Genomic DNA, 24,962 nt, shown 5'->3' with positions numbered 1-24,962 from the left:
TCCGAGCCCGTGCTTCGGATCGGGCAGTTTCGCGTTTTCGCGCGGCATTCCCGTTCCGGTGCTGGTGGAGTTCGGAGGGGAATCTCCACCCGTGGTGGATTCGGGTGTGACGACTCGGTGACCGCCCGCCGAAGGGGGGCGGGCGGCACCGGATCTCGTATTACTTGGGGGTCACGTACTTCGGGAAGACGACTTCCGGCTCGGGGAGAGCCGTGCCCGGGACCAGCGGGGTGGAGACGTCGGCGAAGGTGCGGTCGGGGGCGGCCAGCAGGTCGAGGATCTTGCCCGCCGAGGCGGGGATCACCGGCTGGACCAGGATCGAGACGATGCGCAGGACTTCCATGGTCACGTAGAGGATGGTGCCTTCGCGGGCGGTGTCCTCGGGGGTGCCGGCCTTGGCCAGGGTCCAGGGAGCCTGGGCGGAGAAGTAGCGGTTGGTCTCGCCGAGGGTGAGCCACAGCTGTTCCAGGCCGAGATGGATCTGCTGCTGGTCGAACTCGGCGCGGACCTTCTCGAGCAGGCCGTTGGCGCGGTCCAGCAGGGCCTTGTCGTCCTCGGTGAACGCACCGGGGGTGGGGACCACACCGGCGAAGTCGCGGCCGACCATCTTCAGGCAGCGCTGGGCCAGGTTGCCGTACTCGTTGGCCAGGTCGGAGTTGATCCGGCCGATGATCGCCTCTTCGCTGTAGGAGCCGTCCTGGCCGTAGGAGATCTCCCGCAGCAGGAAGAAACGGACGGCGTCCAGGCCGAAGGTGTCGACCAGCTCCATCGGGTCGACCACATTGCCGACCGACTTGGACATCTTCTCGCCCTTGTAATTGACGAAGCCGTGCACGAAAACCCGCTTCGGCAGCGCTATTCCGGCGCTCATCAGGAACGCGGGCCAGTACACGGTGTGGAACCGCGAGATGTCCTTGCCGATGATGTGCAGATCCGCGGGCCAGTACTTCTGGAACGAGGCCGAGGAGGTGTCGGGGTAGCCGGCGCCGGTGAGGTAGTTGGTGAGCGCGTCCACCCACACGTACATGACGTGATCGGGATGCCCGGGCACCGGCACGCCCCAGTCGAAGGTGGTGCGCGAGATCGACAGATCCTTCAGGCCGGCCTTCACATACGAGACGATCTCGTTGCGCCGCGTCGCGGGCGCGATGAACTCCGGCTGCGTCTCGTACAGTTCGAGCAGCTCGTCCTGGTACTTGGACAGGCGGAAGAAGTAGTTCGACTCCTCGGTCCACTCCACCGGGGTCTTGGTGTCGGTGGAGATGCGGGTGCCGTCCTCGAGGACTGTGGTCTCCTCCGCGGTGTAGAACGCCTCGTCGCGCACCGAGTACCAGCCGGCGTAGGTGTCGAGGTAGATGTCGCCCGCCGCGACCATCTGCTCCCAGATCGCGACCGACGCGGCGAGGTGGTCCTCGTCGGTGGTGCGGATGAAGCGGTCGAAGGAGATGTCGAGCGCCTTGTCCATGTTCTCGAAGACGTCGGAGTTGCGCGAGGCGTACTCCTGCTCCGAGAGACCCGCGGCCTTGGCGGCCTGCTGCACCTTCTGGCCGTGCTCGTCGGTGCCGGTCATGTAGAACACATCGAAGCCGTCCAGCCGTTTGAAGCGGGCCAGGGCATCGGAGGAGATGTACTCGTAGGCGTGCCCGATGTGCGGTGCGCCGTTCGGGTACGCGATGGCCGTGGTGACGTAAAAGGCGGGGCGATCGGATGCGCTCATGGTGTGTCTACTCTATCTGCGTGTCCTACGTCGCTCGCGTGAATATCCCCGTCCATGAGTAGCCGCCGACCTGCGCCCGAGCCGCCGGCGCCGCTCTCGCCGCTGATCGACGCGCACACCCACATCGACGCCTGCGGGGCCACCGATCCGGAATCGGTTGCGGCGCTGGTGGACCGGGCCGGCCGAGCGGGCGTGCGGGAACTGGTGACGGTCGCCGACGATCTGGAGGCCGCCCGCTTCGCGGTGCGCGCCGCCAACTGGAACGACCGCGTGTACGCCGCCGTCGCCCTGCACCCGACCCGGGCCAACCATCTCGACGACGCCGCCAAGGCCGAGCTGGAGCAGCTGGCCGCCGACCCGCGCGTGGTCGCGGTCGGCGAGACCGGCCTGGACTACTACTGGCCGGGCAAGCTGGAGGGCTGCGCCGATATCGAGGAGCAGGTCGAGGGCTTCCGCTGGCACATCGACCTGGCCAAACGGCTGGGCAAGCCGCTCATGATCCACAACCGCGAGGCCGATCACGACCTGCTGGCCGTGCTGATCGACGAGGGCGCGCCGGACGAGGTGATCTTCCACTGCTTCTCCTCGGACGCGAACATGGCGATGGCGTGCGTGGAAGAGGGCTTCGTGCTGAGTTTCTCGGGCACGGTCAGTTTCAAGAACGCGCACGAATTGCGTGAGGCCGCGAAACTGGTTCCGGACGAACTGATTCTGGTGGAAACCGACGCGCCGTTCCTGACGCCGCACCCGTTCCGGGGTGCGCCGAACGAGTCGTACATGCTGCCGTACACCTTGCGCGCGCTCGCTGAGCTGCGTGAGCAGGACCCGGTGCAGCTGGCGAAGATCACCACGGCGAACGCGCGGCGGGTCTACGGAATCTGAGCTGCGCCAACTTGGCCCGGTGTGGGCTGTCTCACTATGATCTCGCGGGATCGTGATTCACCTGCGGCTCGAGATCGGGTCGTGATTTCGTGTCCGCGGGTCGGCCGCGAGTGGTTGTGATTCCCTGACCCCCTCGTTATCGTATTGTGACCATGCCGGGACTTCCGATGCACGCTTTGGCGAAGATCAACTCGTCGCGTTCCCCGATGCTGTACGGGGCGATCGCGGCGATGCTGGTCACGCTCATTTTCGGCGCGGGTGTCGCCATCATGAGCAAGAAGCAGGTGACATTCGTCGTCGACGGCAAGGACTTCGTGGTCTCCACCATGCGTGGCGATGTGCGCGGCGCGCTGGCGGACGCGGGCTACGGCATCTCCGGTCGTGACGACGTATCCCCGTCGGCCGGTTCGCATATCAGCGACGGTTCCACCATCACGCTGAACCGCGCCCGCGAGGTCTCCCTGATCGTGGACGGCACCCCCTCCAAGGCCTGGACCACCGCGCTCACCGTGGCCGAGGCCGTGGTGAAGCTGAATCTGCCCGGCGACGTCTACACCTCGCCCGCGCGCCCGACGCCGCTGCCGCTGGTGGGCGCGCAGCTGCTGATCACCAACCCGCGCACGGTCGAGTTGAGCGACAACGGCTTCGCGCCCGCCCTGGTCCGGCTGGCCGCGCCGACCGTCGGGGAACTGCTCCAGGTGCAGGGCCGCCCGCTGGTGAACCAGGATTTCGTGGTCCCGGCCGCCGGCACCCCGCTCACCGAGGGCATGAAGATCACCGTCACCCGCAAGATCGTGCAGAACCGCACCGAGCGGGTGCCGCTGGATCCGCCGGAGAACACCATCGAGGATCAGTCGCTCAATATGAGCCGCACGATCGTCGAGAATGCCGGCGTACCGGGCACGCAGGACGTGACTTTCGCGGTCTCCATCGTGAACGGCCAAGAGGCGGGCAAGGATCCGATCAAGTCCACCGTGATCGTCCCCGCGCAGCCCAAGACCGTGCGCCGCGGCGCCAAGCCCGGCACCGAGGTCCCGGAGGTCAAGGACGGCCGCACCTGGGATGCCCTGGCCAGCTGTGAGTCCGGCGGCAACTGGGCGATCAATACGGGCAACGGTTACTTCGGCGGCATCCAGTTCGACCAGAGCACCTGGGAACGGCAGGGCGGCACCCGCTACGCGCCCCGTGCCGATATGGCCACTCGCGAGGAGCAGATCGCCATCGCCGAGGTGACCCGCGCCCGCCAGGGCTGGGGTGCGTGGCCGGCGTGTACGTCGCGGCTGGGAATCAGCTAGTCCGGACCCCTCATCGGTCCGGACAGCAACATCGATCGGGTCGAACGGCTGTCCCGCGCATGCGGACAGTGGACTCTCACCGGGGATGTCGGTGCCGCGAATCAGGGTGTTACCGAAGGTGTCCTCCGCGTGGTCAGCGGAAAGTGGATTCGAGACAGGCCATCAGGTCCGCGGTGTCGGCCGGGCGCCGGGCGTAGCCGAGGTACCCGTCGGGCCGGATGACGAAGGCCGAGCGCCGCACCGCCCGGTAGGCGCGCGCGAATTCGCCTGCGGTGTCGCGGATCAGCGGGAGGGTGGTCGCGTCCGCCACGGCGTTCGGGGTGGCGATCAGGTACGCGTTCAGGTAGCAGCGGGCGGCGGCGATCGCGGCGGTGGCCAGCTCTTCCAGTGCGCGCAGGTCGGATTCGGTGGTGGTGTCGTCCGCGTACAGCAGCAGGGTGTGCCGGGTGCCGTCGAGCAACGGGAGCAGCCGGAGTTCGAAGGCGACGGCGGCGCGGGTGAGGCCGCGGGCGTCGGGCGCGCGGGCCCCGGCACGTGGGGCGGGCTCGTCGGCGGGGGAGGCCGCCACGATCGGGCTGCCCGCGTAGTCGATGAGCAGCTGGGCTTCGCGGCGCAGCACGTAGTCGGGGTCGGTGGAGTCCGCGCCGATGCCTTCGCGGGCGCTGCGGACCGTGCGGCCGACCACCTCCTCGCCGACCGGCCGCCGTTCGGCATCGTAGGAGCCGAGCAGCGCGGGGGCGGCCTCGCCGCGGACCGCCAGCGCCAGTTTCCAGGCCAGGTTGTGGGCGTCCTGGATGCCGGTGTTCATGCCCTGCGCGCCGGTGGGCGGGTGGATGTGGGCGGCGTCGCCGGCCACGAAAACCCTGCCGTGGCCGTAGGAGTCGACGATCCGGTGACTGATCCGGAAGACCGAGGACCAACGCAGATGCGAGACCAGCGCCGGTTCGGGGGCCAGCCGGTCGACGACCGCTTGCAGGTCGTCGATTTCGGGCGTCCACCCGGTGGTGAAGCCGTGCTCGACGCTGTCGCCGGTCTGCTCGCCCGAGTGGCCGTCGGGCAGCAGCATGGAGATGCGGTACCGGTGCAGGCCGGGCAGCGGGATGCAGACCAGCACGTCGTCGACGACGCCGTCGGTGCGGTGGCTGGCGCGAATGTTGTAGCCGCGCGGCATGTTCCAGCCGAGTTCCACATCACCGAGCATGTACTGCTCGGCGAACGCGGCCCCTTCGAACGACAATCCCAGCGCCTTGCGGACCGTGCTGTGCGCGCCGTCGCAGCCGACGAGATACCCCGCCCGCGTGGTCGTGGCGCCGGTCCAGTTCTCCAGCGTGACCGTGACCCCGTCGGCGTCCTGCTCGAAAGCCGTTACCCGCGTACCGCGTTCGATGACGCCGCCGAGTCCGGTCAGCCGGTCCCGCAGGATCCGCTCGGTCTCGTACTGCGGCAGCCCGACGAAGCCGTACGGCACGTCCGGCGGCAGCGTCAGCTCCATCCGCCCGTCCGGTTCGCCGTTGACGTAGGCGAGTTGCCCGCGCAACGGTATTGCGGCGTCGAGGATTTCCCGCACCACGCCCATCTGCTCGAACACCTCCAGCGCGCGCGGCTGGATGCCGACGGCCTTCGCGTACTGCGGTGGTTCGAGCAGCGGATCGACGATCCGGCACGGCACGCCGCGGCGGCGCAGTTCGATGGCCGCGGTCAGGCCGACGGGTCCGGCGCCGGCGATGATTACCGCGGCGTCGTCGTCCACGGCGTCGACTCTGTCGGCGAGGCGGGTGAGGTGGTGCTGGTAGCGCTGTCGCGTTGTGCCGGATCGGGTCCGGACAGGGCGTTGGGGCCGTAGAAGGTCGGCAGCATGGCCTTCACCAGTACCAGGGCCGATCCCTCGCCTCCGGGCACCGCCGCCAGGTTGGTGGCGACCACGATGGTGAGCCCGGTCTCCGGGTCCGACGCCATGTAGCTCATGAAGCCCGGGAGCTGGCCGTCGTGCCCGTATTGGTGTTCACCGAATCGCACCAGGCCCAGTCCGTATCCCGCGAGTGTCGGAATGTCCGGGTTGATCGGCTGGATGCTGTCCATCCGCATCTTCTGGAACTTGGCGTCGAGCAGCTTGCCCTCGACGAGGGCCTTGGTGAAGGTGGTCATGTCCGCCACCGTCGAGATCGCGGCCCCGGCGGCCCAGGCCCAGGAAGGACTCGAGGTGGTCGAATCGTTCGGTTGCAGGGTGCCCGCCAGCGCCGCCGCCAGCTGGTCCGGGGGCAGGGCGTAGGTGTCGATGGTGGAGACCATGGTGCCGAAGGTGTAGCCCTGCGGGTGCGGATCCGGGATCGAGGAGTCGGTCACCGCCGGGAACGAGGTGTTCTTCAGCCCGAGCGGCTCGAAGATGCGCTGGCGCAGGGCATCCGCCAGGGGCATCTTCGCGACCTTCTCGATGATCAGCCCGAGCAGGATGGTGTTGGTGTTGGAGTATTCGAACTTCTCGCCCGGCGGGAATCGGACCGGGTGCGCGAAGGCGATGGCCAGCAGCTCCTCGGGGGTCCACACCTTCTGCGGGTCCTTGTCGACCTCGATGCTCAGGTCGCGGTCGAAGGTGTAGTTGTAGAGGCCGCTGCGCATTTCGGCGAGCTGAGCGAGGGTGATCTTGTCGCCGTTGGGCACGCCCGGCCAATGCTTGTCGACCGGATCGTCGAGGGAGAGCTTGCCCTCCTGGGCGAGCTGCATGAGGACCGTGACGGTCATGGTCTTGGTATTGCTGCCGATCCGGAAATGGTCGTCGATCTTGATCGGGTCGTCCTCGCCGATGGTGCCGGTCCCGAAGGTGGCCTGCCAATTCCCTTCCTTGGGCGAGGTGATCATGACGGCCGCGCCGGGAATGACGTTGTCCTTCATCAATTTCGTGATGAGCGGGCGCAGCGTCGCGGCGTATGCCGGTTCCTTCGATCCATTCGAGCCCGGGGACCCGGTGGTGGATTCCTTCGATCCACCCGAGTCCTTCGAGGACTCGCATCCCACCGCCGCCGTCAATCCCACGGTGGCGACAAGCACTCCGAAACTCCGCCGGTTTCCCATGACTCTCCGTCCGGGTCCGATGTTCGTGGCTAGGAAGTGCCTGTCAGCCTAACTCCGTACCGACTGGTCCTGATTGAAATCGGGTCCGCTACATCAGCGCGCCGCCGTCGACCCGCAGCTCGGTGCCGGTCATGTAGCGGCCGTCGTCGGAGGCCGCCATGGCGACCACGCCCGCGATGTCCTCCGGCTTGCCCAGCGCGCCGCCCTCGATCCAGCCGGGCAGGCGCGCCATGAGTGACCAGTCCGCGTCGGCGGGCAGCGCCAGACCGGAGGTGATGCCGGTGCTGATGCCGCCGGGCACGATATTGACCGCGCGCAGGCCCTTCTTCACGTATTCGAGCGCGATGGAGTGGGTCAGCGCGTTCACGCCCGCCTTGGACGCGGAGTACGCCGCCATGTACGGGTTGGACCCGAACGCCGAGGTGGAGGAGAAGTTCACGATCACGCCGCGGCCGGATTCGATGAGTGCGGGCAGCGCGGTCCGGATCATCAGGAAGGTGCCGGTCAGGTTGACCGAGATGACCTGGTTCCAGTCCTCGAGCGGCATCTCGTGGGTGTGCGCGGCGCGCAGGATGCCCGCGGCGTTGACCAGAACGTCCAGGCCGCCGAGGAATTCGAGGGCCTCGGCGGTGACCGCGCGGACCGACTCCTGGTCCGCGATGTCGATGGTGAGGGTGCGCAGGCGTTCGCGCTGCGCGGCGGGGGCGGCGTCGACGGTGGCGGCCAGTCCGGCCTCGTTCACATCCGCGGCGACCAGCTGGGCTCCCTCGGCGAGCAGGCGCAGGGCCACGCCCTGACCGATGCCCGATCCCGCTCCGGTGACTATGACTCGACGACCTTCGTATCTGCTCGACATGGCGAGAAATTAGAACAAGTTTCAAAGCGCGTCAATGGGGTGTGCGTCGGATACTCCCCGGCTATTTGCCAGAGTGTTCACATATTTGAACGACAGTCCAGTAGATAAACTCCTTCGCCGTATGTGTTGGGCAATTGGGTCGGGACTTGATGGAGGATTCATGCGTTCGGTTGGTTGGCGTACTCGTGCGTGCACGGCGGCTCTCGCGGCGGCCGGCGCCCTGCTGGTGATCCCGGGCGCTCCGGCGCACGCCGATCCCGGCACCGCCTTCGCCACCACGCCCGCACCGGACGGCTTCCGCGGCCTGTCCAACGGCACCTTCATCGACTACTGGACCACCCGCTCCAACGGCGAACCGGTGAAAGCCAGTGGCGCGCTGTTCGTTCCGCCCGGCCCCGCGCCCGAGGGCGGCTGGCCGATCATGGCCTACGACCACGGCACCTCCGGCATGGGACCGGGCTGCGGCGGTCAGACCGACACCACCCGCGTGACCCGGCCCGCCGAGGACAAGTTCCTGCAGTACCTGGTGAACAAGGGCTTCGCCGTGGTCGCCCCCGACTACCTCGGCCTGGGCCGCTTCGACACCGGCCCGCACCCGTACCTCGAGATCGGCACCGAGGCCGGGTCGACCATCGACCTGCTGAAAGCCGCACGCGCGCTGAACCCCTCGCTGTCGCGCAGCTGGGCGGTCACCGGCTTCTCGCAGGGCGGCCAGGCGGCGCTGGGCACCGCGCACCTGCAGGCCGCCACCGCACCGGATCTCGACTTCCGCGGCACCATCACCGTCGACCCGGAATCGGATCTGGAGAAGATCACCCCGTTCGTCGGCCCGTGGATGCCGGCGATCCCGGGCCAGGCCGGAACCGCGGTCAATGGTTTCGTGGTCAGCATGCTGGCCGGTCTGCGCGCCACGCATCCGGAGGCGAACGTCGACAGCTTCCTCACCGAGCGCGGCCGTCAGGCGCTCGACGAGTCGCAGAGCCTGTGCTTCCTCGACATCATGAAGAAGGTCGAGGGCATGGGCATCGGCGACATGCTGTCGCGGCCGCTCGACGATCCCGCGTTCCAGAGCGCCATGAACCAGTACATGACCGTGCCGGTCAACGGCTACGACGCGCCGATCCTGTTGCTGGTCAACGCGACCGACACCACCGTGCCCTCCCCGCTGCACGCCGCGCTGGCCGCGCAGTTCGCCGCCAACGGCGTCGACTTCTCGACCGTGGTCGGCACCGGCACCCACACCCAGCTGAACCCGGCCATGTGGGATGCGATCGGCGCCTTCACCGATCGCATCCTGTCCACCCCCACCCTGCCCTGAGCCGGGAGGTCCGGACCGGCTACTTCGGGAACCAGTTGTAGTCGGGCGCGCAGGTGATGTCCGCGTCCGGGCGGACGCCGGTGGCGAGGTAGGTGTTCACGGCGTTGTTCACGCACGGGCTCAGATCGTCGCGGAACGACGCGTGAATTCTGGTGTCCGCCAGAGTGATCAGCCGTGACTTCGGGAGCTTCGCGTGCAGCGCGAGGCCCTCGGCGTAGGCGGTGCGGGTGTCGTGGACATTGGCCAGCATCAGCACCGGGGTGTCATTGCCGATCTCGGTGGGCTGTTCCACCGGGTCCGGCCAGAAGGCGCACGCGGTGATGTTGTTGGCGAACGCGCCGAACACCGGCTGCGACGCCCGTGCGGCCTCGACATTGTTGTAGTACCAGGCGGGATCGCGGGGCGCGGCCTTGTCGCCGCACATGATGGCGGCCATGGCGGCGGCGTCCAGCGGCACCACCGAGAAGATCTTGGCCTGCAGGGCGTCCATGTCGATCGGGCCGCCCGCGACGCCGCTGGCCACCATGGTGAGGATCTCGGCGAGGTTCGGGTTGAACTGCGGATTGGGCAGCAGCGCAACCAGAATCATCGGGATGGTGTGCTCGTCGACGAGGAAGCCGCTGCCGTAGATCTCGTGGCCCGCGGACCGGCGGATCAGGTCCTCGACCCAGCCGCGCACCGCCTCGGGGGTGGTGCCGAAGTGGTAGAGGTCGTCGTGGCGGGCCGCCCAGCCGGCCCAGTCGTCGAGCGCCCACTCGTTGATCGCGCCCATGTCCTGGTAGAGGCCGATGTAGTAGCGGTCCGGGTCGATGGGGGAGTCGAGGACCATGCGGTCGACGCGGTCGCCGAACAGCTGGGTGTAGACCGCGCCGAGATACGTGCCGTAGGAGGCGCCGAAGAAGTTGATCTTCTGCTCGCCCAGCACGCTCCGGATGACATCCATGTCGCGGGCGGTGTTGCGGGTGGTGATGTGGCGGATCTTGCCCGGGTCGGTGGCCACGCAGGCGCTCGCCATGCCCGCGGCCACCGTGGCGTCGCGGGCGAAGCCGAGGACGTCGAAGCCCGCCGAGAACAGGATGGTGGGAATCGGAATCGTGCAGTTGACCTTGTCGGAACGGCCGACGCCACGCGGGTCCATGCCGATGATGTCGTACTGGGCGCGCACGTCGTCGGACAGGTTCGTCAGGTAATTGGCGGGCATGCGCAGGCCCTGGCCGCCCGGACCGCCCGGATTGGTCAGCAGGATGCCGCGGCGGCGCTCCGGATCGGTGGCCTGGACCCGGGAGATGCCCAGGGTCAGGGTGCGGCCGCCGGGATCGGCGTAGTCGAGCGGAACGACCACGCCCGCGCACTGCGCGCCCGCCTTGTCCAGGATCTTGTCATTGCAGGCCTGCCAGTTCAGCGTCTGATGCGTGAAGCGATCCGGCGCGACGGGCGCTTCCGCGTGCACCGGGCCCGCGGGCAGGGTGGCGGCCGCCGTCACCAGCGTCGCGCCCAGCACGAACCGTCGAATCCGCCGAGCGGGCATGCGCTGTCCTCCAAGGTGGTGGTTGCCGGGTGGCGACGCTACCCGGCGGTGGGTCGAAAAGCCCTGAGAGATGGGGTTTTTGGTGCGACGCGCGCGGCCGCCACGCCGTGCGCCGTATCTGGCGATCATTCGGCGAACCCGATCGGTGGAGTGCGGTGGTCCAGCTCGCCGCCTGGCGATCGACGGTGTGCTGGGCGTTCCGGTCGTCCATGCTATCCCCGCCGGACCCGCTGAAAGCGGCTCCGCCGCGTCCTGACCGGGGTGTCGGCGCGAGTGATCCACGCAGCTTGATAGGTTTTCCAGAATGTCGGAACCCGAAACCGCCGGTCGTGGAAAAGCCGCCCTGCTGGGCCCCGCCGAAGTGCGTGAGCTGGCCGAGCGATTCGGGGTTCGCCCGACCAAGCAGCTCGGGCAGAACTTCGTGCACGACGCCAATACCATGCGCCGCATCGTCGCCACCGCGGGTGTGGGACGCGAGGACACCGTGCTCGAGGTCGGGCCCGGGCTGGGCTCGCTGACCCTGGCTCTGCTGGACGTGGTGGATCGGGTCGTCGCCGTCGAGATCGACCCGACGCTGGCCACCCACCTGCCGCAGACGGTCGCCGCCCGCGCCCCGGAGCTCGCGGACCGGTTGACCGTGGTGCCCATGGACGCCATGAAGGTCGCGCACGCCGACCTGCCGGCCGAGCCGACCGCGCTGGTGGCCAATCTTCCCTACAACGTCGCGGTTCCGGTGCTGCTGCACCTGCTGGCCGAATTCCCCAGTATCCGAACCACTCTGATCATGGTGCAGCTCGAGGTCGCGGATCGGTTGTCGGCCACGCCGGGCGGGCGTATCTACGGTGTGCCCAGCGTGAAAGCGGGCTTCTACGGCAGCGTGCGGCGCGCCGGAACCGTTGGCCGCCAGATCTTCTGGCCGGTGCCGCAGGTGGAATCCGGGCTGGTGCGCATCGACCGGTTCGATGTCGCGCCCTGGCCGCAGGACGAGGCCTTCCGGCAGAAGGTGTTCACGGTCGTCGACGCGGCCTTCGCGCAGCGCCGCAAGACCCTGCGCGCGGCTCTCGCGGGCTGGGCGGGCTCGGCCGCCGAGGCCGAGAACCGTCTCACCGCGGCCGGTATCGCGCCCACCGCGCGCGGTGAGACGCTCGATACCGCCGCTTTCGTTCGTTTGGCTCAACAAGGCTGACTCCCCGCAGCCGGCCGAGTCCGGAGACTCTCAGATTCCGCTGGGGAAGGTGAGGGTCTGCAGGCCCGACCACACGTCGGCCCACGGGTGCTTGGGTTCGCGGCACACGTAGACGGTCATCAGGCGCTCCAGGCCGGGCAGGCCGTTCGGGTCGTTGATCTTGGTGACCTCGGTGGTGGAGTCGAACTGGGCCAGGAAGTCCTTGTCACCCACGCCGTCCACCGACAGGTAGACGATGGTGCGGTAGGAGTCCGACGGCGGGCCGAAGTAGCCGAAGCCGCGGTTCGGGCTGAACACCGGCGGCATGTTGTAGTCGCGGCCGAATTCCTCCAGTGCGCTGGCCTGCACGTAGGCGGCGGCGACCACGGCCGTGTCGGTGCGCTCGGCCTCCGGCAGTCCGGCCACCGCGTCGGCGACCGCCTTGGTGAAGGTCTCGTATCCGGCCGGGCCGGTGAGCGATTCACGCTGCCAGTACTGGGCCTGGTCGGTGATCGGCTTGTCGATGCCGGTGAAGTCGCGCGCCCACTCCCAGCTGTAGGGAACCGGGATCGAGGCCATCCACGCCGTGAACATGACCGCCGACAGCACCGCCACGGCATTGACCCACTTGCTGATCTGCTTTCGCGCCTCGACCGTGCTCAACGCGAACGCGCCCGCGCCGACCAGGGCGGGCCAGAAGCCCGCCACGTAGTAGGAGCGACCGTTCTCGACCAGGACGATGATCAGCAGGCCCAGGCCCGCGATCAGCGCGAAACGGTAGGGGCGCAACGCCTCCAGCCGGGTGAGGCCCCACAGGCCGAAGATGCTCAGCAGGCCGCCGAGCAGACCGCACTGGACGGCGATCTCGATCGCGCAGATCAGCGGACCGGTATTGGCGGCGTACTGCTCCTGGGCGATGATCTCGGTCATCTGCGATTCCACCCAGCCGTGCTGCACCTGCCACACGATGCCGGGGACCATCGACAGCGTCAGGATCGCGGTGCCGACGTACAGCGCCGGGCGGCGCAGCAATTCGCGCGGGCCCGCGATCAGCACGCCCAGGCCGAGCAGCGCCCACACGCCGGGCATCATCCATTTCGCTTGGAACGCCAGCGCGGCGGCCACGCCGGCGACGATCAGCAGGTAGTCCTGCCGGGTGCGCACCCAGCGGAAGAGCAGCCAGATGATGGCCGCCTGCAAGGGGATGTCGAAGGTCAGCGTGATCAGCTGCATCTGGTTGAAGGCCAGCGGTGACACCGCGTACGCCGTCGCGGCCAGCACCTGATACCGCGCGCTCGCACCCAGCTCCCGGGCGGTGGCGGCCGCGACGACCGCGGCGGCGGCCATCAGCAGCAGCGCCGGAATGCGCAGCGCCAGCACCGAACCCGGGGCGATCAGATCCATCACGTGCGCCACGAACGGCGCCAGCGGACCCTGATCCGGGTAGGCCCAGGCGAGCCGTCGCCCGGCCGCCAAGAAGTACAGCTCGTCGCCGAAGTAGTTGATCCGAGCCGCGGGGAGGCCGAGCACGGCGGCGAACCCCAGCGAGACCGCCAGGACGCCCTTCCACGCGAACGGATGCACCCGCCGATCGGCGACCGGCTCGACGGCGACCGGCTCCGGCGCCACTTCGGTGGTTGACACTATGCCCTCCCAGGGAACACAAAAACGCCCGGCGAAACCGAAAGTCGGCAAGGCCGGGCGTCGATCACGCAGCAGAATATCCGCAAACCCCCCTTGCAGTCGCCCCGAACTTTCAGGGGCTTGCCGCCCCCTCCGCAGCAACTCGCCTCCCGGCGCCCGGGTTCGCCCCCTCCTCGCGGTGTCTCGACCAGCCCTGCCGGACAGTCCTCAGCACCCCTCCAGCTACCCCTGTGAACGGCCGCTGAACACCGTAAACGCCGGTGCCGAACCGGGGCTCTCGCGGATTCCCGCCACCGGTGCGCGGCCACTGATCGTGCGAAAGTGACCGCGCTCAGCCCGTGCCGATTTGTCTCAAATGAGACAAGTCGCACATGCGCCATTCGGGCGTGCCTGCGGGCGGCGCGATCTCGTCGCACGGAACCGCGAGTGTGTCTCAAAAATGTCTCACGATGTTGTCTCGGTGCCGTCGCCGGCGGGCATGGCGAGATACCGGTAGACGGTCGCGCGGGACACGCCCAGCTCGGCGGCGATCTCGTCGACGGTGTGGTCGCCCGAATCCCGCATGCGCTGGGCGGAGGCCACCATCGCCGAGGTCATCGCGCCGGGACGGCCCCGGGCCGGACGGCGGCGCGGCGTCTCGGGCGCTCGGGCGGGGGTGGCGGTGCGCCGGGGTGGCGGCGTGTTCAGGAGTTGTTGCGCGCCCGCGAGAATCGCGGCGCGCAGCTCCGGTTCGGGATGGTCGGCGAAGATGACCACCGGGTCGCTGAGCGCGGCGTACACCTGTGTGGCCCGCACCCGCTCGGCGAAGTCGGCATCCGGTCCGGCGATCACCTCCTGGGCGGCCAGCGCGATGTCGCGCAGCCGCGCGTAGGTCGCGTTGTCGGCGGACAGCGCCTCGTCGTGCAGCTGCATCCGCAGCACCTGCGCGTGCCGCAACCAGGTGTCGATGAGTCCTTCCACTACGGCCCACTGCCGCTCGGTCGAGTCCGGGAGGCTCTGGACTGCTTCGAGCAGGGCTTCGGTCTCGGCCAGCAAGGGCTCGACCAGGGCGGCGACGATGTCGCTCTTGCTCGGGAAGTGGTAGAGCACGGCGGTTTTCGTCAGGCCGACCTGCTCGGCGATCTCCCGCACCGATACCGCGTGATACCCGCGTTCGACGAACAGCGCGAGCGCGGTGCGCAGGATTCGGGCCCGTGAGTCGTCGGTCATGTCCCAGCACCCTACCCATTGACTGACCAGCGGTCAGTGGCTTACCGTCGAGACTGACCGTTGGTCAGTATTTTTGAGATATGGATGGTAGTCATGTCGAACGAGCGAATTCTGATTTCCGGCGCCGGGATCGCGGGCCAGGCCCTGGCGTATTGGCTCGCCCGCCACGGGTTCCGGCCGACCGTGGTCGAGCGGGCGCCGCGGCTGCGGACCGGCGGCCAGGGCGTGGACATTCGAGACCAGGCGATCGAGGTCGTCGAGAAGATGGGCATCCTGCCGCGGGTGCGCGAGGCGGCGGCCGACGTGGTCGGCATGCGGTTCGTCCGCGCCGACGGCCGCGAGATCTCCCGCATCGACATCGAGGGCATCAAGAACGAGAACGGCAGCGCCGAGGTGGAGATCATGCGCGGCGACCTGGTGCGGATTCTGCACGACGTCACCGCCGGCACAGTCGAATACCGCTTCGACGACGCCATCACGGCGCTGGATCAGGACGACGACGGTGTGACCGTCACCTTCGCGAACGGACCCGCCCGCCGCTTCGACCTGGTGGTCGGCGCCGACGGCCTGCACTCCACGGTGCGCAAACTGGCCTTCGGGCCGGAATCGGACCACGTGCGCTTCATGGACCACTACTTCGCCTTCGGCAATGCCGACGCGGAGCTGGGCCCCGACCGCTGGGTCACCATGTTCAACACCCCCGGCCGCATGGCCGGCGTCTACCGATCGGGCAACCACCCGCAGGCCAAGGCCTACTTCATGTTCCGCAGCCCCCGGCGCGACATCGACCTGCGCGACCAGCAGGCCGCCCGCGCCCTGCTGTCCGCCGAGTTCGGCGACGAGAACGACTGGCACGTACCGGGATTGCTCGCCGGGGTGCTCGCCGACCCGGACGCCTACATCGACGCGCTCGGCCAGGTCCGCATGGACTCGTGGTCCAGCGGGCGGGTCGTCCTCGTCGGCGACGCGGCCTACTGCGCCTCCCCGGTGTCGGGCGCGGGCGCGGAGATCGCCCTGATCGGGGCCTACCGGCTCGCCGGAGAGCTGGCGGCGGCCGGCGGCGACCACCGGATCGCCTTCGACCGGTACGAGCGGTCGCACCGCCCGCTGATCACCCGCAAACAACAGGTCGGACCCAACCTCCGGCTGATGGTGCCGAAGACCCGGCTGGGGATGGCCGTGCGCAACACCGTCACTCGCCTGCCGCTGCTCGAGTCGATGTCCGGCATGGAGCGCATCATGTCCCCGAAGGCCACCGACCGGCTCCCCGACTACGAGCCGGCAGCCGATACCGCCAAGTGAAGGCCCGGCTCACCGGTCCTTGTGGCACACCGCTTCCAGCATGACGCCGTCGTACCCGCGCCAGAACGTGGCGTAGTACGGCGGCGGATACTGCGGGAAGGACTGGGGCGGATGAATGATCTCGTCGCCGCGCCCCGAGGCCCAGTCGTGCACCCGGTCCACATCGGCGCGGGTGGGGACCATGAACGCGAGATGCTGAAGACCCGCGCGCCCGGGGGAGTAGCCCGGCTCCGGGGCCGGGTAGAAGAACAGATAGGTGCCGACCTTGCCGTCCGCGGGCCAGTACGCGAACTGCGTATCGTCGGCCAGCAGCCTGTCGTAGCCGATCAGCGGCATCAACTGGTCGTAATACTGTCGTGCCGCATCGAGATCGGTGACATTGACGCCGAGGTGTCCCAGGGGCATGGTCGGAATCTACGCGATGTTCGGCGAAGGGGGAGCGATGTCGTCGGTGTCGATGGCCGAATGGGCACGGGTGTGGGGCGAGTCGTGGAGGACCCGGTACCGGGTGGCCGCGTGGCTGGCGATCCCCGGTGCGCTGCTGTGGATGATGGGAGCCTTCGGGTCCTGGATGCAGTCGCGGGAAGGCAAGTGGCAGGACGCCGAGTATCTGACCCTCGGTGGTGCCGAGGTCACCGCCGACAGCCTGCTGGCCTTCCTCATGCTCGCTTTCCTCCTGGTCGCCGCCTTGCTGATGTCCGGCGCGGTGCTCCTCCTGCGCGGCAACACCTCCGGTCGCTACCTTCTCCTGGCCGGAGCATGGCTCGTTCTGCTGGGGCAGTCCTTCGCGGCCGTTCTGGCATGGATCCCGATCGATGCCTTCTATCACTCCACCCCGCCCAGCGTCGTCTTCTCCACCCCGCTGATCGTGTTCCCGATCGCCACGATCCTGTGCCTGCACCCTGGGCCAATTCCGTTGCGGTAGTGGGTGATATCGCGAACTGTCGGTGGGGCCTGCCATGCTGACGGGCATGAGTTCGAGATTGTCGGTCGATGTGTCGAGCGAGCGGGTGTTCACCGCGGTCACCGGTTCGGGGATGCTCGCGCTGTGGGATCCGGCCGCGTTCACCCATGTCGTGGATTACGACAGCTGGGAAGTGGAGTTGCTGGATGACGAACCGGTCATCGAGCACATTCGCGTGGGTCGGATGGTGCCGCTGAACATTCTGTCCGACGGGCGATTCGGGGTGCTGGTGCGGCAGGGTGCGGCGGGGGAGCTCACCGAGCGTGAGCGGGAGTACGCGCTGAACTCCTCCGAGCCCTATCTGTTCGTATCCACGGGCGTCGCCAAGGTCAGTGGAATCGAGGAGGTCGGCTCGTTCGATGAGGAAGAGTCCACGGTGGCCGACATGAAGCCGACCGAAATCGACCTTCCGGCAGGCTCGTACGCCGTGACCGTCCACCTGATCGACTGGGAAGCGGAACCCGGCGCGACGGACGACAAGGGCGACGCCACCGCCACCGCCCTCCCGGACTTCGTCGTCCTGATCGCGCCCGCCGACGGGGGATCGTTCCGCACCGATATCGAAACCTTCGACGACCTCGACTGATCGGCGGCCGCCGCCGACCTGTGGTTTGATGGCCGAGTGATGTTGATGACGCAGTCATGGTGGCAGCCGAGGTTTCGGCGGCTCTGACTTGCGTGTGTGTCGGCTGCCGGTGCGGTGGTCGACGCGTCTCGCGTCACTCGGCTGACGCGTCGGCGGCCTCGAAATGAGAGGTCCGGATTCATGTCCTTGGAAGAAGTGCGCGGCGAGATCGACGCGATCGATGCGCGGATCATCGAATTGCTCGGCGCCCGGCAGCAATTGGTGATGCGCGCCGCCACGTTCAAACGCAACGACCACGAGGTCCGCGCCCCCGACCGCCGTGTGCGGATGATGGTCCGCCTCCGCGAGCTGGCGGTGCGCCACGGCGTCGAGCCGACATTGGTCGAGCGGGTCTACAACACCCTGATCGACGGATTCATCGAACTCGAGCAGCAGCGCCACCGCGCGCTCGTCGCGGGTGAGGTGGCCGGTTCAGCCGCGCCGGGCCCGGTAGAGGCGGCGTCCGGCGCGTAATAGGGACGGTGCGAGGAGACCGGCGGCGATCCCGGCCAGTGGCAGGGCGACGCCGGTCCACCGGGCGGGGAGCGGGCGGTAATGCGCTGAGCCGTCCCGGATTTCGATGAATCCCAACGGCCGCATCTCCATCCCGCCGCCCGAACCCCCGCCGTCGACGACCTCGTCGCCGGCGGAACCGCGACCGGGTACGACGCTGAACGCGAACCCCGCCCGAGCCACCGGCACGATCGTGACCCCGTCACTGGTAATCGGATCCCCGAAAACCACTGACGCGCGGGCCTTCTCCCCGAGCCGATCGACCAGCTCCTCCATCAACCGCGTGGCAGACCCGCCCACATCCTCGAAATCCATCCCGCCATTGTTCCGCCAACCGGACACGACCGCCGAGTCCGCCTCCCCGACCGGCCGATTCCTCCACCACCCGCCGCCGAGCCCTGCCTGGTCAACCGAATCGGCTCGCTTTCGAGGTGAGAGCCGCGCGGCCGCGCGGGGTGATCCGCCAGCGCCCGCGCGGGTGACCGGGAACGATCAGGCCACGGGATTCCAGGTGAGCCAAGGCGTTGCGCGCACGCCAGGTGGTAAGCGTCGCGGCGACCTGAACTTGGGCGGCGGAGAGCGTGCGGTCGGGGCTGAGTGCGATGAGAACGGCCACCTCGGCGGGGGTCATGGGTGAATCTCCTGTGTGGATGGCTGGGGATGGTTTGAGCGCGAGCGGCTTCGGTTCCGGCGGTGGCGACCGGTTGGTAGGTCGGGGCGGCTGGGGACTTCGAGGAATCCGCCGGTAATGGTCGGGAGGCGGAGGTGGTCGGCGGTGGCGCTGCGGTTCTCGAGGTGGAAGCCCCACCACGACCACACGATCACGCCACCGCAGAGGGCGGCGATGGTCATCAGGGCCCATGCGTCCCAGGGCATTACGGTCCCTCCTTGTCATCGGTGATGCGGTGAGCGTCACCGGGCACGGCGGGTCGCACCGCACACCCCGGGGGAACCCGTGGAAATTCTGCGAACCCGCAGTTCCCAGCCCGGGAGGGTCGTACCCTGGTTCCCGGAATGGGAAGACCTCAGGGCCGTAGTGGACCAAGGGGGTAGCCGTTGTCCGAAGATCACAGTGCCGGTTCGACATTGCCGCGCCGCCAGCTCGGCCGCGCGCTTCGCGAGGCCCGGGAGGGATTGGGTCTCACCCTCGAGCAGGCCGCGAAACATATGGAGTGGGGCAAGTCCACGCTCGGGCGGGTCGAGAAGGGGCAGGCCGAACGGGTCCGTACCCGCGAGGTGGCTGATCTGTGCCAGCTCTACGGTCTGTCCGACGAGCGCACCGAAGTCATGAAGAAACTTGCGGCCCAGGCGAGTACGCGATCGTGGTGGTACCCGTTCACCGATCTGATCGCGGCCGGGTTCAATGTCTATCTCGGGTTGGAAGCCGGGGCGGCCGGACTTTCCTTCTACCAGCCACTGGTGGTACCCGGGCTACTTCAGACCGCCGAGTACGCCCGCGCGATGGACCGTGCCTATTTTCCACACGAGAGTCCCGCGGAAATCGACCGCCGGATCGAACTCCGTATCCGCCGACAGGCCATTCTCCAGCGGAAACGCAACCCCGCCAAAGCCGATGTCGTGGTTCACGAAGCCGTGCTCCGCACCGTGGTGGGTTCCCCGCAGATCATGACCGCCCAACTGCGGCACCTCGCCGACCTGGGGACGGCCGAGAACATCTCGATCCGGGTGCTGCCGTTCCGCACCGGCCTTCCGCTCGGAGTCGGGATGGCTCCGTTCGTGATCCTCGATTTCGCGGTGGATTCGCGTGGCGGCGTGGAACCTACCGTCGTCTTCGCCGAGAATTACACCGGCGGAATGTATTTCGAAGAGCGAGGCGACGTCGACAGGTACCGTGCGGCACACCGGACGTTGACGGATGCCGCGCTCGGGGCTGATATCAGCCGGTCGCTGCTGCGGGAAATGGCGAGGAGATTCGAAAGTGAACGATGAACTGTCCCAGGCGGAATGGTTCAAGTCCAGTCGATCCGGCGGCGGTCAGGAATGCGTCGAGGTCGCATTCCTGCGCCGGGGCGGGGTCGGGGTCCGTGATTCCAAGGACCCCGGTGGGCCCGTGTTGGTGTTCACCGGCGAGCAGTGGGATCGGTTTCTCGCCGGTGGGGTGTGGGAGCGGTAGCTACGCCGAGATGGACAGGCCCTGGAGGATGGTGGTGGGGGCGCTGCCGTCGCTGTCGTTGCGGGTGGTGATGGTGAGCTGGACCAGGTACTGGCCCTTGTCGGAGTCGACGATGATGTAGCGGTTGTAGGCCCACAGGGTGAGGTTCTGGACCTCGTAGGTGCCGGTGATCGCGGCCGACGGGAGGCCGTCGTAGTCCGCGATGTCGGTGTCGATGTCCTTCCACGCGGGAAGCTGGCGGGCATCGGCGAAGGCGTGGGTGAGGAGTTCGGCGGCGTCGACGGCGGGGGAGAAGGTCGCTACCAGCAGGACCGCGTTGTCGGCCCAGCCGTCCACCGGCGGCTGGGTCCAGACACCGAAGGAGCCGGGGAACATCTGCGGCGGGACCTGCTGCCAGCCTTCGGGAACGCCGACGGTGACCTTCGGCGCGCCGGGGGCCGCGGGGTCGACCGGGGCGGCCTGGATCTGGGCGGAGGCCAGGTATTCGGCGATGGTGGTCAACGAAGCTCCTCGAGAGGGGGCGGCGGTGGACACCCGACATTCAACACGATGACAGCGAAGCGCAGGACCACGACCGCGACGGGCCGCTCGAATCGTCTGATTCGAGCGGCCCGTCGCGGTCGGCCATCCGGGCTCAGCCCTGGAAGCGGCGCAGCCGCAGGCTGTTGCTGACCACGAACACGCTGGACAGCGCCATGGCGGCGCCCGCGAGCATCGGGTTCAGCAGGCCGGCGGCGGCCAGCGGGATGGCCGCCACGTTGTAGCCGAACGCCCAGAACAGGTTGCCCTTGATGGTGCGCAGGGTGGCGCGGGACAACTTGATCGAGGTGGGCACCGCCCGCAGATCGTCGCGGACCAGGGTGAGGTCGGCGGCCTGGATGGCGACATCGGTGCCGGTGCCCATGGCCAGACCCAGATCGGCCTGGGCCAGGGCGGCCGCGTCATTGACGCCGTCGCCGACCATGGCGACCACCTTGCCCTCGTCCTGCAGCTTCTTCACCACGTCCAGCTTGTCGCTGGGCAGCACCTCGGCGATGACCTCCGAGATGCCGACCTGATCGGCCACGGTGCGGGCGGTGGCGGCATTGTCGCCGGTCAGCAGCACGGGGGTGAGACCGAGCGCCTTCATCTCCGAGATCGCCTGCGCACTGGTCGGTTTCACGGCGTCGGCGATGACCAGCACGCCGCGCGCCTGTCCGTCCCAGGCCACCACGATGGCGGTCTGCCCGGCCTGCTCGGCGCGAGTCTTGGCGTCCGCCAGGACTTCCGGCACCGTGATCGACCAGTCCGCCATCAGCTCGTTGCGCCCGATGACCACGGCCCGCTCGCCGACCAGACCCTGCACGCCCTTACCGCCGTGGCTGACGAACTGGTCCACCTGCTCGGTGTCGAGTCCACGCTCGGCGGCACCGGCGACCACGGCCTTGGCGACCGGGTGCTCGGAGCCGTGCTCGACGGCCGCGGCCACCGACAGCAGCTCGTCGGCGTCGACGCCGGACGCCGAAATCGCTTCCGCCAGCGTCATCTTGCCGGTGGTGACGGTGCCGGTCTTGTCCAGCACCACGGTGTCGATCCGCCGGGTCGACTCCAGCACCTGCGGGCCCTTGATCAGGATGCCCAGCTGCGCGCCGCGCCCGGTGCCCACCAGCAGCGCGGTGGGCGTGGCCAAACCGAGGGCGCACGGGCAGGCGATGATCAGCACCGCCACGGCCGCGCCGAACGCGGTCGCCACCGCCGCGCCGGTGCCGAGCCAGAAGCCCAGCGCCGCCACCGCGATCGCGATGACGATCGGCACGAACACGCCGGCCACCCGATCGGCCAGCCGCTGCACGGGCGCCTTGCCGTTCTGCGCGTCCTCGACCAGCGAAGCCATCTGCGCCAGTTGGGTATCCGCGCCGACCCGGGTGGCGCGCACGGTCAGCAGACCGCCCGCGTTCACGGTCGCGCCCACCACCTGATCGCCGGGACCCGCCTCGACCGGCACCGACTCACCGGTCAGCATGCTCATGTCGAGCGCCGAATTGCCGCTCACCACAACGCCGTCGGTCGCGACCTTCTCGCCGGGACGGACCAGGAACTCCTCGCCGACCCGCAGATCGCCGATGGGAATCCGGGTCTCGACGCCGCCGCGCAGCACCGACACGTCCTTCGCGCCCAGCTCCAGCAGCGCCCGCAGCGCGGACCCGGCCTTCTCCTTGGACCGCACCTCGAAATAGCGGCCCGCGAGAATGGCCGTGACCAGGGTGGCCGCCACCTCGAAGTACAGCGCCGAGGACGAATCACCGCGCTCGATGGCGAAACTGAACGGGTGCTTCATGCCGGGCATTCCGGCATTGCCCCAGAACAGGGCGTACACCGACCAGCTGAACGCCGCCAGCGTGCCCAGCGAGATCAGCGTGTCCATGGTGGCCGCGCCGTGCTTGGCGTTCACCCACGCGGCCCGGTGGAACTGGGACGCGCTCCACACCACGATGGGCGCGGTCAGGGTGAGCGAGAGCCACTGCCAGTTGGTGAACTGGAAGACCGGGAACATGCCCATGGCGACCACGGGGACCGCCAGCGCGAGCGTCACCAGCAGCTTGTGCCGCAACAGATCCGCGGCCGACGGGGCCGAATCGGTCTCGGCCGCCTCGGTTTTCACCGGTTCGGTGTGGTGCACGGCCGCGGTGTAGCCGGTGTCGACGACCTTGGCGATCAGGTCGTCGGCGGTCACCGAGTCGGGGAAGCTGACCTTGGCCTTCTCGGTCGCGTAGTTGACCGACGCCGTGACGCCGTCGATCCGGTTGAGCTTCTTCTCGATCCGGGAAGCGCAGGAGGCGCAGGTCATTCCACCGATATCGAGTTCGATCGAACGCTCGGGAGCCGGGGCGCTCATGAGTGACCTCCTCCGTGTGATGCGGGCGCACCCGAAGCGGGTGCGGCGGTGGATGCTTCGCCGGTGAATTCCGCGGTGTGGACCGCGCCGCCGTGCTGGAAGTCCAGGTACAGGCGGTACTTTCCGTCGCTGGGCGCCGCCGGTTGGGAGGTAACGGCTGCGTGGAAGGCGACGTCGGGGCCGGGGGCGGTCTTGCCGACCTCGCCCTCGGGGTGGACGTGCAGGTAGGCCAGGTCCGTGGCCCGCAGGGCTACCAGGTGCGCGTAGGCGCCGAGGTAGGGCTGCAGGTCGGTCACCGGCTTGCCGTCCCGGGTGACACCGAAGGTCAGTTCGCTGCCCGCGGTGGTCAGATCACCGGTGAGGGTGACCCGGTACCCGTCCACGTCGGCGGTCCTGGAGACCGGCGGCAGCGGCTTGTCGGTCACATTGCCCGCCACCGCGACGGTGCGGCTCAGGACCAGTTCGCCGGGCCCGCCGGCGGGGGAGAAGTCGGCGAACACCCGGTAGCTGCCGGGCGCGGCCCACTTCCAGTCCAGCGACCAGGTGCCGTCGGCGGCCCGGGTGGGATGCACGTGCCGGAACTGGCTCGCGTCCGAGCGGACCACGATCAGGTGCAGGTCCTTGTCGTGGAGATTGTCGTATCGCGTGACGGTGCCCTGCGGTCCGGTGATCCGGAAGCGCAGTGCGCCTTGCTGATCGGGGGTGGCCGGGGCGCTGATCTCACCGAGGGTGTAGCCGGAGAGGCTGTCCTGCAGGCCGGTCGGCGCGGCGGTCTCGTGCTGGGAGTGATCGGCGGCCTCGGCCGGGGCCGCGCCGGACCGGTCGCCCACCAGGGCGCCGATGCCGAGCGCGGCTCCGAACAAGACGACCAGTCCGCCACCGAAGGCGGCGAACTTCAGTCGATCGTTCACCTGGCCACCTCGTAACCCGCTTCGTCGACGGCGTCGATCACATCGGCGTCGGCGAGCTCGGCAGCCGACTCGATCTTGACCAGACCGCTGGCGAGATCCACATCCACGCTGGTGACGCCGTCGATCTTGCCGATCTCCTTCTGCACCGAACCGACGCAGTGGCCGCAGGTCATCCCGGTGACGGTGTAGGTGCTGGTGGCCATGGTGGTCTCCTTCGCTCGCTTCTCATACGGTGAGGGGGTATCCCCGACACAGAGAAACATACCCCCCATGGGTACCTGACGCAAGCGGTTGGTCCGAGAAATTCACGCGGGCCAGGCCAGCATGGCCAAAGCGGCGACTCGCTCGAGTTCGTCGCGGTCCGCGCCGTCGCGCGCGGCCTGGGACATGCCCTGCAAGATCGCTCCGGTGTAGCGGGCCAGGGCTCGGGCGTCGGTGTCGGCGGGCAGTCGTCCGGCGGCCATGTCTTCGCGGATCCGTCGTTCGAAGCCGTCGATGTTGTCGTTGCGCAACTGTTGAAGTAGTTGCAGCACTTCATGATTGGTGGTGTTGGTGCCCGCGTGGATAACCAGGCAGCCGGGTGGCTGCCCGGGGCGGGTGTACTCGTCCGCGGCCTCCCGCAGGGTGCGCTCCGCCGCGGCGCGGGCGGTCGGTTCCTCGGTGAACGCGCGGGCCGCGAAGCCGCCGTAGCTCGCACCGTAGGCGGCGAGCACCTCGTCGAACAGTTTTCGCTTGTCGCCGAACGCCGCGTACAGGCTGGGTGCGCCGATGTGCAGCGCCTTGGTGAGGTCGCTCACCGAGGTGGCCTCGTAACCGCGCTCCCAGAACAGCCGCACCGCCTTGTCGAGGGCGGCGTCGCGGTCGAACGAGCGGGGGCGACCCCGGGTTTGTGTGGCCATGCCAGCGATTTTATAACGACCGCTACACAATGTGTTACGGTCCCATTCTGTAACGG

General features: G+C 68.5%; 25 protein-coding genes. 10 read left to right on the top strand and 15 right to left on the bottom strand.

Features of this window, described 5'->3' with window-relative positions:
- Positions 1-160: 160 nt before the first annotated feature.
- Positions 161-1,717 carry a methionine--tRNA ligase gene (gene metG, locus ABZ382_RS23050; RefSeq protein ID WP_357092117.1) on the bottom strand — a complete coding sequence of 519 codons (1,557 nt, stop codon included), beginning with the start codon at positions 1,715-1,717 and terminating at the stop codon, positions 161-163.
- Positions 1,718-1,771: 54 nt separating this feature from the next.
- Here metG and ABZ382_RS23045 point away from each other — a divergent pair, with 54 nt between their 5' ends.
- Together ABZ382_RS23045 and ABZ382_RS23040 are read left to right on the top strand one after the other, a co-directional pair.
- Entirely contained in the window at positions 1,772-2,599 is an 828-nt protein-coding gene (locus ABZ382_RS23045) for a TatD family hydrolase (RefSeq protein ID WP_357092116.1), read from the top strand.
- Positions 2,600-2,766: 167 nt separating this feature from the next.
- The gene (locus ABZ382_RS23040; protein WP_357092389.1) at positions 2,767-3,894 is read left to right on the top strand and encodes a transglycosylase family protein; all 1,128 of its coding nucleotides are present in this window, start codon (positions 2,767-2,769) and stop codon (positions 3,892-3,894) included.
- 133 nt (positions 3,895-4,027) lie between these two features.
- On the opposite strand, the gene ABZ382_RS23035 is transcribed toward ABZ382_RS23040, so the two are convergent.
- The 3 genes from ABZ382_RS23035 to ABZ382_RS23025 form a co-directional block, all read right to left on the bottom strand.
- A complete protein-coding gene (locus tag ABZ382_RS23035; RefSeq protein WP_357092113.1) occupies positions 4,028-5,644 on the bottom strand; it encodes an FAD-dependent monooxygenase in 1,617 nt (538 codons plus the stop codon).
- Entirely contained in the window at positions 5,623-6,963 is a 1,341-nt protein-coding gene (locus ABZ382_RS23030; protein ID WP_357092110.1) for a serine hydrolase domain-containing protein, read from the bottom strand. The genes ABZ382_RS23035 and ABZ382_RS23030 overlap by 22 nt, the downstream gene beginning before the upstream one ends.
- Positions 6,964-7,051: 88 nt before the next feature.
- Positions 7,052-7,819 (bottom strand): SDR family NAD(P)-dependent oxidoreductase, encoded by a 768-nt coding sequence (locus ABZ382_RS23025; RefSeq protein WP_357092107.1) that lies wholly within the window; start codon positions 7,817-7,819, stop codon positions 7,052-7,054.
- Positions 7,820-7,979: 160 nt separating this feature from the next.
- Between ABZ382_RS23025 and ABZ382_RS23020 the strand changes: the two genes are divergently transcribed.
- On the top strand, positions 7,980-9,137 hold the full coding sequence (locus tag ABZ382_RS23020) for an alpha/beta fold hydrolase (protein ID WP_357092104.1): 1,158 nt from the start codon (positions 7,980-7,982) through the stop codon (positions 9,135-9,137).
- 19 nt (positions 9,138-9,156) lie between these two features.
- On the opposite strand, the gene ABZ382_RS23015 is transcribed toward ABZ382_RS23020, so the two are convergent.
- Complete coding sequence (locus ABZ382_RS23015; protein ID WP_357092102.1) at positions 9,157-10,665, bottom strand: alpha/beta fold hydrolase; 1,509 nt, start codon at positions 10,663-10,665, stop codon at positions 9,157-9,159.
- A gap of 304 nt (positions 10,666-10,969) precedes the next feature.
- Between ABZ382_RS23015 and rsmA the strand changes: the two genes are divergently transcribed.
- Positions 10,970-11,851, top strand: a complete 882-nt coding sequence (rsmA, locus tag ABZ382_RS23010; RefSeq protein ID WP_357092099.1) for a 16S rRNA (adenine(1518)-N(6)/adenine(1519)-N(6))-dimethyltransferase RsmA — start codon at positions 10,970-10,972, stop codon at positions 11,849-11,851.
- 30 nt (positions 11,852-11,881) lie between these two features.
- Here the strand turns inward: rsmA and ABZ382_RS23005 are convergent, their stop codons facing one another.
- Together ABZ382_RS23005 and ABZ382_RS23000 are read right to left on the bottom strand one after the other, a co-directional pair.
- Complete coding sequence (locus tag ABZ382_RS23005) at positions 11,882-13,474, bottom strand: glycosyltransferase family 39 protein (protein ID WP_357092096.1); 1,593 nt, start codon at positions 13,472-13,474, stop codon at positions 11,882-11,884.
- A gap of 444 nt (positions 13,475-13,918) precedes the next feature.
- Entirely contained in the window at positions 13,919-14,683 is a 765-nt protein-coding gene (locus ABZ382_RS23000) for a TetR family transcriptional regulator (protein WP_357092094.1), read from the bottom strand.
- 93 nt (positions 14,684-14,776) lie between these two features.
- Here ABZ382_RS23000 and ABZ382_RS22995 point away from each other — a divergent pair, with 93 nt between their 5' ends.
- A complete protein-coding gene (locus ABZ382_RS22995) occupies positions 14,777-15,985 on the top strand; it encodes an FAD-dependent monooxygenase (protein ID WP_357092091.1) in 1,209 nt (402 codons plus the stop codon).
- A 9-nt stretch (positions 15,986-15,994) separates the two neighbouring features.
- On the opposite strand, the gene ABZ382_RS22990 is transcribed toward ABZ382_RS22995, so the two are convergent.
- Positions 15,995-16,390, bottom strand: a complete 396-nt coding sequence (locus ABZ382_RS22990; RefSeq protein ID WP_357092088.1) for a VOC family protein — start codon at positions 16,388-16,390, stop codon at positions 15,995-15,997.
- Between ABZ382_RS22990 and ABZ382_RS22985 the strand changes: the two genes are divergently transcribed.
- The 3 genes from ABZ382_RS22985 to ABZ382_RS22975 all read left to right on the top strand — a co-directional run bounded on the left by ABZ382_RS22985 (position 16,389) and on the right by ABZ382_RS22975 (position 18,048).
- Positions 16,389-16,910: a hypothetical protein gene (locus ABZ382_RS22985; RefSeq protein WP_357092086.1), complete on the top strand. Its 522-nt coding sequence runs from the start codon at positions 16,389-16,391 to the stop codon at positions 16,908-16,910. The genes ABZ382_RS22990 and ABZ382_RS22985 overlap by 2 nt on opposite strands.
- A gap of 46 nt (positions 16,911-16,956) precedes the next feature.
- Entirely contained in the window at positions 16,957-17,535 is a 579-nt protein-coding gene (locus tag ABZ382_RS22980; RefSeq protein WP_357092083.1) for a hypothetical protein, read from the top strand.
- 195 nt (positions 17,536-17,730) lie between these two features.
- The gene (locus ABZ382_RS22975) at positions 17,731-18,048 is read left to right on the top strand and encodes a chorismate mutase (RefSeq protein ID WP_357092386.1); all 318 of its coding nucleotides are present in this window, start codon (positions 17,731-17,733) and stop codon (positions 18,046-18,048) included.
- Here ABZ382_RS22975 and ABZ382_RS22970 read toward each other — a convergent pair.
- Complete coding sequence (locus ABZ382_RS22970) at positions 18,007-18,402, bottom strand: spore germination protein GerW family protein (RefSeq protein WP_357092080.1); 396 nt, start codon at positions 18,400-18,402, stop codon at positions 18,007-18,009. The two genes, ABZ382_RS22975 and ABZ382_RS22970, sit on opposite strands and share 42 nt — an antisense overlap.
- A gap of 91 nt (positions 18,403-18,493) precedes the next feature.
- A complete protein-coding gene (locus ABZ382_RS22965) occupies positions 18,494-18,718 on the bottom strand; it encodes a hypothetical protein (RefSeq protein ID WP_357092078.1) in 225 nt (74 codons plus the stop codon).
- A 425-nt stretch (positions 18,719-19,143) separates the two neighbouring features.
- On the opposite strand from ABZ382_RS22965, the gene ABZ382_RS22960 reads away from it, so the two are divergent.
- Together ABZ382_RS22960 and ABZ382_RS22955 are read left to right on the top strand one after the other, a co-directional pair.
- A complete protein-coding gene (locus ABZ382_RS22960) occupies positions 19,144-20,037 on the top strand; it encodes a helix-turn-helix transcriptional regulator (RefSeq protein ID WP_357092076.1) in 894 nt (297 codons plus the stop codon).
- Positions 20,027-20,221, top strand: coding sequence for a DUF397 domain-containing protein (locus ABZ382_RS22955; protein WP_357092073.1), 195 nt, complete (start codon positions 20,027-20,029; stop codon positions 20,219-20,221). The genes ABZ382_RS22960 and ABZ382_RS22955 overlap by 11 nt, the downstream gene beginning before the upstream one ends.
- Here ABZ382_RS22955 and ABZ382_RS22950 read toward each other — a convergent pair whose 3' ends face one another.
- From ABZ382_RS22950 to ABZ382_RS22930, 5 genes are all read right to left on the bottom strand, one after another.
- Complete coding sequence (locus ABZ382_RS22950) at positions 20,222-20,722, bottom strand: LpqN/LpqT family lipoprotein (RefSeq protein ID WP_357092070.1); 501 nt, start codon at positions 20,720-20,722, stop codon at positions 20,222-20,224.
- A gap of 133 nt (positions 20,723-20,855) precedes the next feature.
- Complete coding sequence (locus tag ABZ382_RS22945; protein WP_357092068.1) at positions 20,856-23,096, bottom strand: heavy metal translocating P-type ATPase; 2,241 nt, start codon at positions 23,094-23,096, stop codon at positions 20,856-20,858.
- Positions 23,093-24,007 carry a hypothetical protein gene (locus ABZ382_RS22940; protein WP_357092066.1) on the bottom strand — a complete coding sequence of 305 codons (915 nt, stop codon included), beginning with the start codon at positions 24,005-24,007 and terminating at the stop codon, positions 23,093-23,095. Before ABZ382_RS22940 ends, ABZ382_RS22945 begins: the two co-directional genes overlap by 4 nt.
- Positions 24,004-24,210 (bottom strand): cation transporter, encoded by a 207-nt coding sequence (locus tag ABZ382_RS22935; protein ID WP_357092063.1) that lies wholly within the window; start codon positions 24,208-24,210, stop codon positions 24,004-24,006. The genes ABZ382_RS22940 and ABZ382_RS22935 overlap by 4 nt, the downstream gene beginning before the upstream one ends.
- Positions 24,211-24,312: 102 nt before the next feature.
- The gene (locus ABZ382_RS22930; protein WP_357092061.1) at positions 24,313-24,906 is read right to left on the bottom strand and encodes a TetR/AcrR family transcriptional regulator; all 594 of its coding nucleotides are present in this window, start codon (positions 24,904-24,906) and stop codon (positions 24,313-24,315) included.
- Positions 24,907-24,962 lie beyond the last annotated feature (56 nt).

The organism is Nocardia sp. NPDC005825, assembly GCF_040630175.1.
Classification (GTDB): domain Bacteria; phylum Actinomycetota; class Actinomycetes; order Mycobacteriales; family Mycobacteriaceae; genus Nocardia.
Note: the sequence above shows the minus strand (reverse complement) of the source record. Positions and strands in the feature narration are given on the sequence as shown.

Coding starts and splice junctions, on each gene's coding strand:
- ABZ382_RS22990 (WP_357092088.1), bottom strand. CDS start 16,390: ATGCCCCTGGGACACCTCGGCGTCAATGTCACCGATCTCGATGCGGCA.
- ABZ382_RS23015 (WP_357092102.1), bottom strand. CDS start 10,665: ATGCCCGCTCGGCGGATTCGACGGTTCGTGCTGGGCGCGACGCTGGTG.
- ABZ382_RS23040 (WP_357092389.1), top strand. CDS start 2,767: ATGCACGCTTTGGCGAAGATCAACTCGTCGCGTTCCCCGATGCTGTAC.
- ABZ382_RS23000 (WP_357092094.1), bottom strand. CDS start 14,683: ATGACCGACGACTCACGGGCCCGAATCCTGCGCACCGCGCTCGCGCTG.
- rsmA (WP_357092099.1), top strand. CDS start 10,970: ATGTCGGAACCCGAAACCGCCGGTCGTGGAAAAGCCGCCCTGCTGGGC.
- metG (WP_357092117.1), bottom strand. CDS start 1,717: ATGAGCGCATCCGATCGCCCCGCCTTTTACGTCACCACGGCCATCGCG.
- ABZ382_RS23025 (WP_357092107.1), bottom strand. CDS start 7,819: ATGTCGAGCAGATACGAAGGTCGTCGAGTCATAGTCACCGGAGCGGGA.
- ABZ382_RS22965 (WP_357092078.1), bottom strand. CDS start 18,718: ATGACCCCCGCCGAGGTGGCCGTTCTCATCGCACTCAGCCCCGACCGC.
- ABZ382_RS22930 (WP_357092061.1), bottom strand. CDS start 24,906: ATGGCCACACAAACCCGGGGTCGCCCCCGCTCGTTCGACCGCGACGCC.
- ABZ382_RS22980 (WP_357092083.1), top strand. CDS start 16,957: ATGAGTTCGAGATTGTCGGTCGATGTGTCGAGCGAGCGGGTGTTCACC.
- ABZ382_RS22970 (WP_357092080.1), bottom strand. CDS start 18,402: ATGGATTTCGAGGATGTGGGCGGGTCTGCCACGCGGTTGATGGAGGAG.
- ABZ382_RS22935 (WP_357092063.1), bottom strand. CDS start 24,210: ATGGCCACCAGCACCTACACCGTCACCGGGATGACCTGCGGCCACTGC.
- ABZ382_RS22945 (WP_357092068.1), bottom strand. CDS start 23,096: ATGAGCGCCCCGGCTCCCGAGCGTTCGATCGAACTCGATATCGGTGGA.
- ABZ382_RS22985 (WP_357092086.1), top strand. CDS start 16,389: ATGGTCGGAATCTACGCGATGTTCGGCGAAGGGGGAGCGATGTCGTCG.
- ABZ382_RS22995 (WP_357092091.1), top strand. CDS start 14,777: ATGTCGAACGAGCGAATTCTGATTTCCGGCGCCGGGATCGCGGGCCAG.
- ABZ382_RS23045 (WP_357092116.1), top strand. CDS start 1,772: ATGAGTAGCCGCCGACCTGCGCCCGAGCCGCCGGCGCCGCTCTCGCCG.
- ABZ382_RS23020 (WP_357092104.1), top strand. CDS start 7,980: ATGCGTTCGGTTGGTTGGCGTACTCGTGCGTGCACGGCGGCTCTCGCG.
- ABZ382_RS23030 (WP_357092110.1), bottom strand. CDS start 6,963: ATGGGAAACCGGCGGAGTTTCGGAGTGCTTGTCGCCACCGTGGGATTG.